Origin of the sequence: Pseudaminobacter salicylatoxidans (assembly GCF_003148475.1) — a bacterium.
Lineage (GTDB): Bacteria > Pseudomonadota > Alphaproteobacteria > Rhizobiales > Rhizobiaceae > Pseudaminobacter > Pseudaminobacter salicylatoxidans.
Genome location: NZ_QGGG01000016.1, coordinates 34,452 through 47,622, shown reverse-complemented (window position 1 = coordinate 47,622; position 13,171 = coordinate 34,452). Strand labels below are relative to the sequence as shown.

13 protein-coding genes are annotated in these 13,171 nt (G+C 64.5%); 8 read left to right on the top strand and 5 right to left on the bottom strand.

Annotated features, from left to right (window positions below; translation table 11 throughout):
- Window positions 1–33 precede the first annotated feature (33 nt).
- The 5 genes from ruvC to C7441_RS19340 all read right to left on the bottom strand — a co-directional run bounded on the left by ruvC (window position 34) and on the right by C7441_RS19340 (window position 5,042).
- Window positions 34–546, bottom strand: coding sequence for a crossover junction endodeoxyribonuclease RuvC (gene ruvC / locus C7441_RS19360; RefSeq protein WP_019171992.1), 513 nt, complete (start codon window positions 544–546; stop codon window positions 34–36).
- Window positions 547–638: 92 nt separating this feature from the next.
- Window positions 639–1,166, bottom strand: a complete 528-nt coding sequence (gene rcdA / locus C7441_RS19355; protein WP_109614278.1) for a protease adaptor protein RcdA — start codon at window positions 1,164–1,166, stop codon at window positions 639–641.
- A 304-nt stretch (window positions 1,167–1,470) separates the two neighbouring features.
- Complete coding sequence (locus C7441_RS19350; RefSeq protein ID WP_109614325.1) at window positions 1,471–1,899, bottom strand: hypothetical protein; 429 nt, start codon at window positions 1,897–1,899, stop codon at window positions 1,471–1,473.
- 175 nt (window positions 1,900–2,074) lie between these two features.
- Complete coding sequence (locus C7441_RS19345; protein WP_109614277.1) at window positions 2,075–3,715, bottom strand: acyl-CoA synthetase; 1,641 nt, start codon at window positions 3,713–3,715, stop codon at window positions 2,075–2,077.
- 139 nt (window positions 3,716–3,854) lie between these two features.
- Window positions 3,855–5,042, bottom strand: coding sequence for an OpgC family protein (locus C7441_RS19340; protein WP_109614276.1), 1,188 nt, complete (start codon window positions 5,040–5,042; stop codon window positions 3,855–3,857).
- A 269-nt stretch (window positions 5,043–5,311) separates the two neighbouring features.
- Between C7441_RS19340 and C7441_RS19335 the strand changes: the two genes are divergently transcribed.
- The 8 genes from C7441_RS19335 to C7441_RS19300 all read left to right on the top strand — a co-directional run bounded on the left by C7441_RS19335 (window position 5,312) and on the right by C7441_RS19300 (window position 13,127).
- Window positions 5,312–5,977 (top strand): thiamine phosphate synthase, encoded by a 666-nt coding sequence (locus C7441_RS19335; protein WP_109614324.1) that lies wholly within the window; start codon window positions 5,312–5,314, stop codon window positions 5,975–5,977.
- A gap of 13 nt (window positions 5,978–5,990) precedes the next feature.
- Window positions 5,991–7,085 carry a tetratricopeptide repeat protein gene (locus C7441_RS19330; RefSeq protein ID WP_109614275.1) on the top strand — a complete coding sequence of 365 codons (1,095 nt, stop codon included), beginning with the start codon at window positions 5,991–5,993 and terminating at the stop codon, window positions 7,083–7,085.
- Between the two features lie 137 nt (window positions 7,086–7,222).
- Window positions 7,223–7,789 carry an elongation factor P gene (gene efp, locus C7441_RS19325; protein WP_019171998.1) on the top strand — a complete coding sequence of 189 codons (567 nt, stop codon included), beginning with the start codon at window positions 7,223–7,225 and terminating at the stop codon, window positions 7,787–7,789.
- Window positions 7,790–7,814: 25 nt separating this feature from the next.
- Entirely contained in the window at window positions 7,815–8,612 is a 798-nt protein-coding gene (locus C7441_RS19320; RefSeq protein ID WP_109614274.1) for an inositol monophosphatase family protein, read from the top strand.
- Window positions 8,613–8,669: 57 nt separating this feature from the next.
- Complete coding sequence (gene trhA / locus C7441_RS19315; RefSeq protein WP_109614273.1) at window positions 8,670–9,371, top strand: PAQR family membrane homeostasis protein TrhA; 702 nt, start codon at window positions 8,670–8,672, stop codon at window positions 9,369–9,371.
- A 133-nt stretch (window positions 9,372–9,504) separates the two neighbouring features.
- A complete protein-coding gene (locus C7441_RS19310; protein ID WP_109614272.1) occupies window positions 9,505–10,524 on the top strand; it encodes a MotA/TolQ/ExbB proton channel family protein in 1,020 nt (339 codons plus the stop codon).
- Between the two features lies 1 nt (window position 10,525).
- Window positions 10,526–11,554, top strand: a complete 1,029-nt coding sequence (locus C7441_RS19305; RefSeq protein WP_109614271.1) for a peptidoglycan -binding protein — start codon at window positions 10,526–10,528, stop codon at window positions 11,552–11,554.
- Between the two features lie 88 nt (window positions 11,555–11,642).
- On the top strand, window positions 11,643–13,127 hold the full coding sequence (locus C7441_RS19300) for a carboxypeptidase M32 (protein ID WP_109614323.1): 1,485 nt from the start codon (window positions 11,643–11,645) through the stop codon (window positions 13,125–13,127).
- Window positions 13,128–13,171: the final 44 nt, after the last annotated feature.

Sequence of the window (13,171 nt, the reverse complement as noted above, 5' to 3'; positions counted from 1 at the left end):
ATACGCGGAACAAGTCAAGAACATCGGCGGCGATCAACCGGCCAGCGCAGCCAGCCGCGAGGTCACGCTCTGGCGGTGATGCGCGTGGCAGATGGCGATTGCCAGAGCGTCCGCCGAATCGGCGCCGTCGAAAACGGCCTTGGGCATCAGCACCTTCACCATCATCTGGATCTGCTTCTTGTCGCCATGGCCGACGCCGATCACCGCCTTCTTGACGGCGTTGGGCGCATATTCGGCAACGGCCAGGCCCGCGCGGGCCGGCACCAGCATGGCCACGCCGCGCGCCTGCCCGAGCTTGATGGTTGCGGTGGCGTCCTTGTTGGCGAAGGTGATTTCGACCGCCGCCTCATGGGGCATCTGCCTGTGCAGCACATCGGCAAGCCCGTCATGGAGCTGGCACAGCCGGGTGGCCAGCGACGCCTTGTCGTCGGAGCGCACCGTGCCCGCCGCCACGAAGCGCAGCGAATTGCCGAGCGTCTCGACAACACCCCAACCGGTGCGCCGAAGCCCCGGGTCGATACCGATAATGCGAATCGCTTGGCTCATCCGGCGACTGTACCTCCGCCGGACCCATGTGTCAGGAAATTGTGAACAAACCGGAAACGGAGACTGCGGGAACGGGCTTGCCCGCCGATGTCTCAGCGGCCGAAAGCCGTGTTGAGCAGCATGATCTGGTCGGAAACGGGATTGCTGCGGCGGCTCGGGGCGGGACGGTGCGCGTGCTCGCCATAAATCTCGTCGTCCATGCGGCGCACCAGCGCCTGGAGGCTGAGCGACCGGTTGACGAGATCGAGGAAGGACGCGGGCAATTCGCCCCAGCCGGCGGCATCCTCGCGCGCGGAAGCGGTGTCGAGCCGCACCTTGGACTTTTCCGCCGCCACCTGATCACGCGTCATCTCGCCGGAATTGGCGGCGCGCTGCAAGAGCAGCCAGGAAGCGACCTGCATGAGGCGCGTGGTGAGACGCATGGATTCGGCGGCATAGAGCGTGGCCGCCAGCCGCGACAGCTTCCTGGCGTCGGCACGGCCCTGCCCGTCGAGATACTCAGCGGTCTGTTCGACCAGCCCCATACCCTCGTCGTAAAGCGGCTTGAAGGAGGATTGCGAGAACACACGCCGTTCCGCCAGGCGGATCGTGTTGCCGCATTCTATCGAAGGCTCATTCATCGTCACGCCTCTGCACCACCGTCAAGCTTGCTCTGGTGCCACATCCGCGCACTCCCAGTCGCCTGCCCCAAGTTCGATAGGTGTGGAAAATGCGCGCGAGGCGGCCCGAAGGCAAGCATATGTTTAACAGAAGGTTAACGGCGCCCGCCAGTAACAAGCATGTCACACACGCGAAAAAAAGAGCCGCTGGAAAAGCGGCTCTCAAGAGTTAACAGGGAGGCGTCAAACGAAGTGGCTCCAGCCACTCGGTAAGAATCCAGATAACTGGACGCCCTTATTAAATAACCTTAAGCTTAACGGCCGGTTAACGAGCCGCGCCGGGTGCGTCGGTTGTCTCAAAAGGGGACGCCTTCGTTTCAACGGGGCGAATCGCCGGAATCGCGATCCATGCAAACAGCAGCATGGCGAGGAAAAAGCCGATCGAGAATATGCCCACCAGCGGCTCGAGCGACCCATTTCCGGCCAGCAGGAAGAAGAGCGAAACCACAAGGCCGATGCCCGCGACCGCGGTCAGCCAGAAATGCACTGGTGCCAACCGCGACATACGGGCCACCGGAAACAGATGATAGAAGAATGCGAAGACAGCCGACATCAGCCAGCCGGCAACCATGATGTGGGCATGCGCGGGCATTTCGGTATGATCTCCGCTTATCCCCATGAACAGCCCAAGCATCAGGCCGCATATCGCGTATATGATTGCGAGTAGGAAGAAGTTTCTTGCCACGCCCTGCATTGTCGTCTCCTCCAAGACAAAGAGGACGCTTCACGTACGGAATGCGCCCTCACCCCAATGATAACGGGGTGAAAGCATAATCCCAACAAAGCAAACATGAAACTTTTATTTGCAAAACAGATTTACCGGGGTCGGTGCGTCTGTTTATTGCAGATACAAGTATCCTTACAGGCGATCACAGTCGCTTTGCCATGTCCCGCAAGACAAACTTCTGGATCTTGCCAGTAGACGTCTTAGGAATCTCGGCGAACACCACCATCTTCGGCACCTTGAAGCGCGCCAGCAGCGTGCGGCAATGGTCCAGGATCTCGTCCTCGGTCGCGGTCTTGCCGGGTTTCAGTTCGACATAGGCGACCGGCGACTCACCCCACTTCTCGTCGGCGCGGGCGACGACGCCGCAGGACGCGACCGCCGGATGCTTGTAAAGCGCGTCCTCGACCTCGATGGAGGAAATGTTCTCGCCGCCGGAAATGATGATGTCCTTGGAGCGGTCCTTGAGCTGGATATAGCCGTCCGGATGCATGACACCGAGATCGCCGGAATGGAACCAGCCGCCGGCAAAGGCCTCGTCGGTGGCCGGCCTGTTCTTCAGATAGCCCTTCATGACGATGTTGCCGCGGAACATCACCTCGCCAATGGTGTCACCATCGGCCGGCGTAGGCTCCATGGTTTCGGGGTCCCTCACGGTCAGCCCTTCGAGGGCGGCATAGCGCACGCCCTGACGCGCCTTCTTCGTGGTGCGCTCGGCGGGCGGCAGCGCATCCCATTCCTCGTGCCACTCATTGACCACGGCCGGACCGTAGGTTTCGGTGAGGCCATAGAGATGGGTCACAGCGAAGCCTGCCTCGGCCATGCCCGAAAGCACCGCCTCGGGCGGCGGCGCGGCGGCCGTGTTGAAGGTGACGGTCTGCGCAAATTCGCGCTTCTCGTCATCCTTTGCATTGATCAGCAGCGACATGACGACCGGCGCGCCGCACAGATGCGTGACCCCGTGATCGGCGATGGCGTCGTACATCGCCGCGGAGCGCACCCAGCGCAGGCACACATGCGTGCCCGCCTGCACGGCCAGCGTCCACGGAAAGCACCAGCCATTGCAGTGGAACATCGGCAGCGTCCACAGATAGACCGGATATTTGCCCATGCCCGCATGGATGGTGTTGGAATAGGCCATCAAGGCCGCGCCGCGATGATGGTAGACCACCCCCTTGGGATTGCCGGTGGTGCCGGAGGTGTAGTTGAGCGAGATGGCGTCCCATTCGTCCTCCGGCATCGACCAGGCGAATTCCGGATCGCCGGCCGAGACGAATTCCTCGTAGTCAAGCGTGCCGATGCGCTCGCCCTTGGGATAGGGCGCGTCGTCGGGGTAATCGGGATCGTCATAGTCGATCACCAGCGGCTTGACCCTGGCCAGCGCCAGCGCTTCCTTCATGACGGTGGAGAATTCGCGATCGACGATGACGATCCGGCTTTCGGCATGGTCGAGTTGGAAGGCGATGACGGCCGCATCGAGCCGGGTGTTGAGCGAATGCAGCACCGCCTTGACCATCGGCACGCCGAAATGCGCCTCAAGCATGGGAGGCGTGTTGGAAAGCATCACGGTGACGGTATCGCCCTTGCCGATGCCCTGCCCGGCCAGCGCCGAGGCAAGCTGGCGCGAGCGGCGCCAGAAATCCCGATAGGTGACGCGGCTGTCGCCGTGGATGATGGCGACCTGCTTCGGATAGGTAGCGGCGGCGCGCTCCAGATAGGTCAGGGGTGTCAGTGGCTGATGATTGGCAGGATTGCGGTCCAGACCGCTGTCATAAATGCTGGGCACGGTAGCTCCCGGAAGTCGATGTCTCCGGGAACTTTAGCGGCAGGTTTTGCCCTCGTCATCAGGATTGAGCGGGTCCGTCGCAAATGTTGCGGGAAGCCCACGCTTCCCGCCTGACGCCAAAGCCGGCGCAATCGCCCTGTCAGCGCGCCGGAGTCACCGATGGCGTCTTGCCGACCATGTGTTTCGGCCCGGCCGGACGCACCGCCCCGCTTGTCGCCGGCTTGCGCCCGCCCCAGCCGATCTTCGGCAGCCACTCGAGATAATAGGCGAGCGCGAACTGCAGCGCGATGCCGGTCGACATCAGCACCGTGTCGTAGAGCAGCCCGCCGGGGCTCACGGTCTTCATCACCTGGCCGGCCATGGCCAGCACGGTGCCGGCGACGAAAACCGGCAGCGAGTGCTTGCCGAGCACTGCGAGCGGATGGTCGGGCCGCGTGCGCGCCAGTTCCGACAGGGCGGGTACGACTGCGATGAGATAGGCGATCGCCAGAACGTGCAGCAGGCGCGGCAGCGACAGGAAGGTCTTGTCGAAGCCGGTCAGAACCGCCGGCAGTCCGAAGGAGATGTCGACGCCCCAGAGCGGCAGGCGCACCCACAACAGCGACAGCGTCAGATAGCCGGCGGCAGCGCCCAAGAGCCAGGGTTTCAGCACCAGCTCGCCGCCGCGCCTGACATGCATCATCGCCGCCATGCCGATCACGAACAGGAACTGCCAGGACAGCGGATTGAGGAACCAGACGCCCTCGGTGGGATAGTTGGGCGGCGCGATCTTCCACACGCCCGCCACGAACCAGACGAGGCCCGACACCACAACCGTCAGGCGCAGGCTGACAGTGGCCAGCAGCAGGAAAGCCGGCAGCATGATCATCACGACCGCATACATCGACAGGATGTTGTTGTAGCCGAGTTGGTGGCCAAGCGTGGCGAGTCCGACCAGGGCGCGCGGCGTGTTCTCCATCACGGGCTCGATGTTGATCATCTTCAACAGCGCCGGCCGCGTGAAATAGACCGCTGCGCCCGCGAAGATCGCAAGCGTCGCCACCGTCGTCATCATATGCGTGACATAGAGCACGCCCGCGCGCCGCCATGCCTTCAGCGCCATCACCAGGCGGTTGCCCGGCGTGAACTTGGCCCCGTAAGCAAGCCCGATGGCGATGCCCGAGATCAGCACGAAGGCTTCGGCCGAATCGGAGAAACCGAAATTCTTGTGCGTGAAATGCTCGTAGACCGTGCCCGGCAGGTGGTTGACGAAGATTGTCAGCAGCGCCAGCGCGCGAAACACATCGATGCGGGTATCCCGCCGGGAAGGTACACTCGTCGTTGTCATTGCCGCCTTGGAATTTGACAGGTGTTGAAACTGAGCAGCCCTGCGCACACCGCGAAAATGCATGCCGATACGGGTCGTGCTCTACGGAGGGGTAACGGTCAGAAGAAGGCGGAGTTCGATCTTTTACCCTCAAATAATGTTATCCCTTTGAAACATTTGGAGGTGCTGGCCACGCCGCACGCGATGGCTGTTCAACGGCGGCGACTTCCTCTATTGCCCAAATCCAACCATGATCGCCCTGCATGGGGACACATCAACGGAACGCCATGATGACCGACGCCGCCACACCCAATCGCTGCCGCATCGTGCTGATCGCCCCCGAAGGGGCAACGGCGGAGCAATTCGCGGAACGGCTGCGACAGGCGATTGCCGGCGGCGACATCGCCTCGCTGATCCTGCCCGGCCATGGACGTGACGAAGCGAGCTTCCAGGCTTTCGCCGAACGCATCGTGCCGGTGGCGCAGGCAGCAGGCATTGCCGCCATCATCGCCGAAGACACCCGCATTGCCGGCCGTGTCGGGGCTGACGGCCTCCATCTGGAAACCGGCCCCGAGGCCCTGGAAGAAGCCGTCGAACACTATCAGCCCAGAATGATGGTCGGCACGGGCGGCGCCAAGACCCGCGACGACGCGCTCGACCTCGGCGAAGCGCGGCCCGACTACATGTTCTTCGGCCGTTTCGGCTACGATACCAAGCCCGAGCCGCACCAGCGCAACCTGACCCTGGGGCGCTGGTGGGCCGAGATGATCGAGATCCCCTGCATCGTGATGGCGGGTTCCGACATCGCCTCGGTCGAGGCGGTTGCGCAAACCGGCGCCGAGTTCGTGGCGCTGTCGAGCGCGGTCTTCGGTGAGGGCGTCGATCCGCGCGCGGCGGTGGAGCGCGCCAACGCCATTCTGGACGAGACCGCACCGGTCTTCGACTACGGCGGCTGAACGGGGACGGGTCGTGACGGCTTCGCAAAACATCCTTCGCCCGGTCCTGTATCTTGCGCTGGCATTGACGCTCGCGCCGCAGGCAGGCCATGCCGAGGAGACGAAGTCGTCGGGGCCAGAAACCAGCGCCACACAGCGCGAAATGAAGCCGCTGCCCTCGACCACCCCGGTGCCGGACGACATGAAGCGCCTGCCGGCGCCCACCGACATGGTCGATCCGCAGCGCTTCGGGGGCGGCAAATCGGAAAATGGCGAGCCCGACGCCGACCGTTTCGGCGGGGCGAGGACCGACCCGGCCTATGGCGCGTTCCAGCGCGGACTCTACAAGACCGCCTACAATCTGGCGCTGCGGCGCGCCGAAGCCGGCAGCGCCTCGGCGCAGACGCTGGTGGCCGAAATCCTGGCGCGCGGACTGGGCATGGCGCGCGACGACAAGGAGGCGGCCAAATGGTATGCCAAGGCCGCCGAGCAGGGCGTTCCCGAGGCCCAGTTCCAGTATGCGCTGATGCTGCTCGACGGCGCCTATGTGCAAAAGGACCACAAGGCCGCCTATGCGCTGATGCAATCGGCGGCGGAAGCGGGAAACCGGCTGGCGCAGTTCAACTTCGCGCAGCTTCTCGTCTCCGAGGAACCCGGCGAGCAGGGCCTGGCAAGGGCTGCCGTCTATTACGAGCGCGCCGCCGATGCCGGCGTGGCCGACGCGCAATATGCCATGTCGCAGCTCTATGCCAACGGCGCGGGCGGCAAGAAGCCGGATGACGCGCAGGCCCGCCACTGGCTGGCGCTGGCGGCACGCCAGGGCTTCGACACGGCCGAACTGGACCTCGCGACCTGGCTTATCAACGGACGCGGCGGCCCGCGCGACGAAAAAAGCGGCTTCATGTGGATGCAGCGCGCCGCACTCGGCGGCAATGTCGCGGCGCAGAACCGCCTCGCCAAGCTCTATATGAACGGCTTCGGCACGGAGCCCGACTCCATCAGCTCCGCCGCATGGTACATTCTGGCGCGGCGCGCCGGACTGGCCGACCCGGAGATGGACGATTTTCTCGACGGCCTGACCGATGACGAGCTGAAGCAGGCGTTGCAGCGGGCAAACAGGCTGCGCTGACGGCGCGGGACGCTTTCCCTGCACTGCGCGATTTCCCGCGCATTTTCCCGTCTCTCTTGCCTCAAACGCTATTTTATGGTCTTGGAGGCGCCGAAACCGCCGCTTGGGCGGGCAATCTTCTCCGGAACAGCAAAACTATGGCCAAGATCAACGGCAATGAAATCCGTCCCGGCAACGTCATCGAGCATGATGGCGGTCTGTGGGTGGCGGTCAAGACGAACCATGTGAAGCCCGGCAAGGGCGGCGCCTACAATCAGGTCGAGCTGAAGAACCTGATCAACGGCACCAAGCTCAACGAACGCTTCCGCTCGGCCGAGACGGTCGAAAAGGTGCGCCTGGAGCAGAAGGACTTCTCCTTCCTCTACGAACAGGGCGAATCGCTGGTGTTCATGGACACCGAGAGCTACGAGCAGCTCGAACTGAACAAGGATTTCGTGGGCGAGCGCGCCGCCTTCCTGCAGGACGGCATGATGGTGACCGTGGAGCTTTACGAAGAAAAGCCGATCGGCATCGCCCTGCCCGACCAGGTGACGCTGACGATCACCGAAGCCGACCCGGTGGTGAAGGGTCAGACGGCCGCTTCGTCCTACAAGCCGGCGGTGCTGGAGAATGGCATCCGCGTTCTGGTGCCGCCCTTCATCGCGTCCGGCGAGCGTGTCATCGTCGATACCAACGAAATCACCTATATCCGCCGCGCCGACTAAGCGGGGCTTTCCGGAGACTTCTGAAATGGCGCGTTCAGCGATCCTCAATGTCATGGTCCAGGCCGCGATGAAGGCCGGGCGCTCGCTGGCGCGCGATTTCGGCGAGGTGCAGAACCTGCAGGTCTCCCTCAAGGGCCCCGGCGACTATGTCAGCCAGGCCGACCGCAAGGCCGAGGAGATCATCCATACCGAGCTGTCGCGGGCGCGGCCGGGCTATTCCTTCCTGATGGAAGAGCGCGGCGAGGTAGCCGGCGAGGACGACCAGCACCGCTGGATCGTCGATCCGCTCGACGGCACCACCAATTTCCTGCACGGCATTCCGGTGTTCGCCATTTCGATCGCACTGGAGCGGCAGGGCCAGCTCGTCGCCGGCGTGATCTACAATCCGGCGATGGACGAACTCTACACCGCCGAGCGCGGCGGCGGCGCTTTCCTCAACGACCGGCGCCTGCGCGTGGCCGCGCGCGCCAAGCTTTCCGATGCCGTGATCGGCACCGGCATTCCGCATCTGGGCCGCGGCCACCACGGCAATTTCCTGGTCGAGCTGCGCAACGTGATGGGTGAGGCCGCCGGCGTTCGCCGCCTGGGCTCGGCTTCACTCGATCTCGCCTATGTCGCGGCCGGCCGCATGGACGGTTTCTGGGAAGAGCCGCTGGCTGCCTGGGACATGGCAGCAGGCATATTGATGATCCGCGAGGCGGGCGGCTTCGTCACCGACAAGCACGGCGGCGCCGGCATGCTTGACGACGGCACAATCGTGGCCGGCAACGAAGCGATCCATCGCGCGCTGATGAATACGCTGAAGAAGCCAGTGACGCGCTGAGGCGGGGCGTCACCCTGCCTTGAAAAAGTCCAAGGCCGCCGGAAATATCAGGTGGTCATGGAGGCATCCGAACCGTACCGGCGACAGATCGCGGATGACGGCCTGCCCTTCGCGGGCCGCTTCCACTATTCACGCGCCGAGCTGATCGCCGACGGCATCGTCCACGCGGTGGGCATCGTGCTGGCGATCTCGGCGGGCTCGGCCACGCTGGCGCTTGCCGCCTCCCGGCTCGATCCCGGCGAATATCTGGCAGCCGCCTTCTATGTCGTCGCCCTGCTGACGGTCCTGTCGATCTCGCTCGCCTACAATCTCTGGCCGGTCTCACCGGCCAAGTGGATCCTGCGGCGCTTCGACCATGCCGCGATCTATCTGCTGATCGCGGCGACCTACACGCCCTTTCTCGCCCAGCTCGGCGACGGGATGCTCGCCGGCCAGATGATCGCGCTGGTCTGGTCTGCCGCGTTGGCCGGCATCGTGCTGAAAATGTTCTTTCCCGGCCGCTTCGACCGGCTCGCCATCGGCTTCTATCTCGCCATCGGCTGGAGCGGCGTGATGGTGGCGCGCACCCTGCTCGATACGCTGCCGCCCATGACGCTCACGCTGCTGCTTGCCGGCGGCATCGTCTATTCCTGCGGCGTGGTGTTCTTCGTCTGGCGCGGCCTGCGTTTTCAGAATGCGGTCTGGCACGGCTTCGTGGTGACGGGCGCCGGCCTGCATTTCGCCGCGCTGATCGATTGCCTGATCGTCAACCGGCTGTAGGCGGCTCATCCGATGCCGCCGCCGCAGCAATCGTCTTTCATTTTCGTCACAATTCCGTTTAGAGTCGCGGGCAGTCTTGAAGACTGTTACACAGGCGCCGCCGCGCGGTAGAATTCGGACAATCGGAGTGCGAATGGCATTGCTGAGACAATTTGGGGCGGGCAAGGCTGCCGACGCGGACTACGACCCGCACAAGCTGTCGAGCCCGCAGGTCTTCCTGCTTTCGATGCTGATCTTCCTGGCCATCGTCGCCTTCATCGCGGCCATTCTGGCGCGGCAGATCTCGTCCGCCTTCGCCACCAATCCCGGCCTCAACGGGCTGATCCTCGGCGTGCTGCTGATCGGCATATTGCTGGCGCTGATGCAGGTGGTGCGGCTGTTTCGCGAAGTGCGCTGGGTGAACTCCTTCCGCGCGGGCATGGAAACCACCGAGCCGGTGCTGCTGGCGCCCATGAAGGCGCTGCTCGGCCGCTCGTCATCGACGTCGCTGTCGACCAATTCGATGCGCACCATGCTCGATTCCATCGCGACGCGCCTCGACGAAATGCGCGACATCTCGCGCTATCTGATCGGACTTCTGGTGTTTCTCGGCCTGCTCGGCACCTTCTGGGGCCTGCTGCACACGATCGGCTCGATCGGCGACACGATCCAGTCGCTTGACCCCGGCGGCGGTGACACGGCCGCCGTGCTGGAAGCCCTGAAGGCGGGCCTTTCGGCGCCGCTGGCCGGCATGGGCACGGCGTTCTCGTCCTCGCTGTTCGGTCTTTCAGGCTCGCTGGTGCTCGGCTTCCTCGACCTTCAGGCCGGCCGCGCGCAGACGCGCTTCTATACGGAACTGGAAAACTGGCTTTCCTCCGTCACCGACCTGTCCTCGGACATGCCGGTGAGCGACGCCGTGCATGCCGGCACCGCCGAGGAAATCCGGGTGCTGGCCGAGCGGCTGCGCAACCTGCAGGAAAGCAGCGGCTCCAGCCCGCGCGTCGCCACCGCCATGGCCAATCTGGCCGACGGCATTTCCGGGCTGGTCAAGAACATGCGCTCCGAGCAGCAGATCATGCGCGACTGGGTGGAAGCCCAATCGCAGGAGCAGAAGGCGATGCGCGCGACCCTCGACAAGATCGCCGATGCGCTGAAGAAGCGGGAGCATAGCTGAGATGGCGCTGGCCCGCCGGCGCAGCGACCGCCGCATAGATTACTGGCCAGGCTTCGTCGACGCGCTGTCGACGCTGCTCCTGGCCATCATGTTCCTCTTGTCCGTGTTCGTGCTGGCGCAGTTCCTGCTCAGCCGCGAGATCACCGGCAAGGACGAGGTGCTGAACCGCCTCAACTCGCAGATCAACGAGCTGACGCAGCTTCTGGCGCTGGAAAAATCCAACACCCAGGACGCGCAGGATTCGCTCGCCAATCTGCAAGCCTCGCTTTCGGCCGCAGAGGCCGAAAAGAGCCGCCTGCAGCAGCTTCTGGCGCAGGGTGCGGGCGCGGGCGCCGCCGCCGACGCGCGCATCGGCTCGCTCTCGGGCGAACTCGACGAGGAGCGGCAGATCAGCCAGCGGGCGTTGTCGCAGGTCGAGCTTCTCAACCAGCAGATTTCGGCGCTGCGCAAGCAGATCGCCGCGCTGGAGGATGCCTTGCAGGCCTCCGAGGCCAAGGACCGCGAATCCAACACCAAGATCGCCGATCTCGGCCGCCGGCTGAACGTCGCGCTCGCCCAACGCGTGCAGGAGCTGAACCGCTACCGCTCCGACTTCTTCGGGCGCCTGCGCGAAATCCTCTCCGACCGCGAAAACATCCGCATCGTCGGCGATCGCTTCGTCTTCCAGTCGGAAGTGCTGTTCCCGGTCGGATCGGAGGTCATCAACGAGGCCGGACGCGTCGAGATGAAAAAGCTGGCCGATGCGGTCATCGAGCTGCAGAAGGAAATTCCGCCCGAAATCAACTGGGTGCTGCGCGTAGACGGCCACACCGACGACCGGCCGCTTTCCGGCACCGGGCGCTACCGCGACAACTGGGAGCTTTCGTCGGCCCGCGCGACCTCGGTGGTGAAATTCCTGATCGAGAACGGCGTGCCGGCAAACCGGCTGGTGGCGGCCGGCTTCGGCGAATACCAGCCGCTGGATACCGCCGGCACCGACGAGGCGCGCTCGCGCAACCGCCGCATCGAGCTGAAGCTGACCGAGCGCTGACACCCGCATCGGCAGGCCCTTTCAGGGGCTTGCCAGCGGCGGCGCATTGGTGTCCTCTCGCCGGCCTGCAACGATGTCCGGAGGCACCATGTCATTCGCAAAACTCGACCAGCTCGGCCGCAAGCTCGAGGCGCTGGAACATGCGCTCGCCATTCTCGGAGCCGACGAGGCCACCCATATGGCGATCGGCGGCGGCGAAAAGCGCGCGCAAGCCGTGGCCACGCTTGCGGGCATGCATCACCGGCAGGCGACGGCGCCCGAAATCGCCGATTGGATGGGCGCGGCCGAGAGCGAGGCGCTCGACACGGATCAACAGGCGGCGTTGCGCGAATTCAAGCGGCAATACACCAACATGACCTGCCTGCCCGCCGAGTTCGTCGAACGGTTGACGGTGGCGCGCATGCGCTGCGAGCAGCTTTGGCGCGACCTGCGCGCCAAGAACGACTGGGCGGGCTTCCTGCCCGCGCTGGAAGGCGTGATCGCGTTGGTGCGCGAGGAGGCCGCCATGCGCGCCGACGCGCTCAAGCTCCAGCCCTACGACGCGCTGATGGAGCAGTACGATCCCGGCAACCGCGCCGCCGACATCGCGCCCGTGTTCGATGAACTGAAGCGCTTTCTCAAGGGTTTCGTGCCGGAAGCGCTCGAGGTGCAGGCTGCCCGGCTGGGGAAGGCGCCGCTAAAACCTCTTTCCGGCTCCTATCCGGTCGAGCGCCAGCGCGAGCTTGGCCTTGCGATGATGGCGGCCGTGGGCTTCGACCTCACGCACGGCAGCCTGTCGGTGTCGCACCATCCGTTCTGCGGCGGCGTGCCGACCGATGTGCGCATCACCACGCGCTACAAGACCACCGACTTCCTGTCGTCGCTGATGGGCGTGCTGCACGAGACCGGCCACGCGCTCTATGAGCAGAACCTGCCGCAGGACTGGGCGCACTGGCCGCTCGGCAAGGCGCGCGGCATGGCGGTGCATGAAAGCCAGAGCCTGTTCGTGGAAAAGCAGTTCGGCCGCAATCCGGCCTTCTGGGACTGGGGCCTGCCGCTGGTCGAACAGCATCTGGGCGAACACTGGAGCAAGGCCGATATCCTGCCGCATGTGCATATGGTCGAGCCCGGCCTGATCCGCGTCGATGCCGACGAAGTGACCTATCCGCTGCACGTCATCCTGCGCTTCGAACTGGAGCAGGAACTGGTCGGCGGCCAGCTGAGCCCTGTGGACCTGCCGGAAGCGTGGGACGCCAAGATGCGCGCTTATCTGGGGCTCTCGACCATCGACAACCCCGCCGACGGGCCGATGCAGGACGTGCACTGGCCAGGCGCCGCCTTCGGCTATTTCCCATCCTATACGCTGGGCGCGATGATGGCGGCGCAGCAATGGGCGGCGCTCAAACAGCAGCATCCGGCCGTGGACGAGCAGATCGCGCGCGGCGATTTCGAGACGGTCAATGGCTGGCGGCGCGATAATATCTGGTCGCAGGGCTCGCGCTATTCGACGCCCGAACTTCTGGAGCGCGCGACCGGCGAGAAACTCAATGCGCGCTATTTCATCGAGCATCTGAAGCAGCGCTACGGGGCGTAGGCGGTGCCCGCCGCGGCTGGAGCGGCGGGCGTTCTGACGAACGC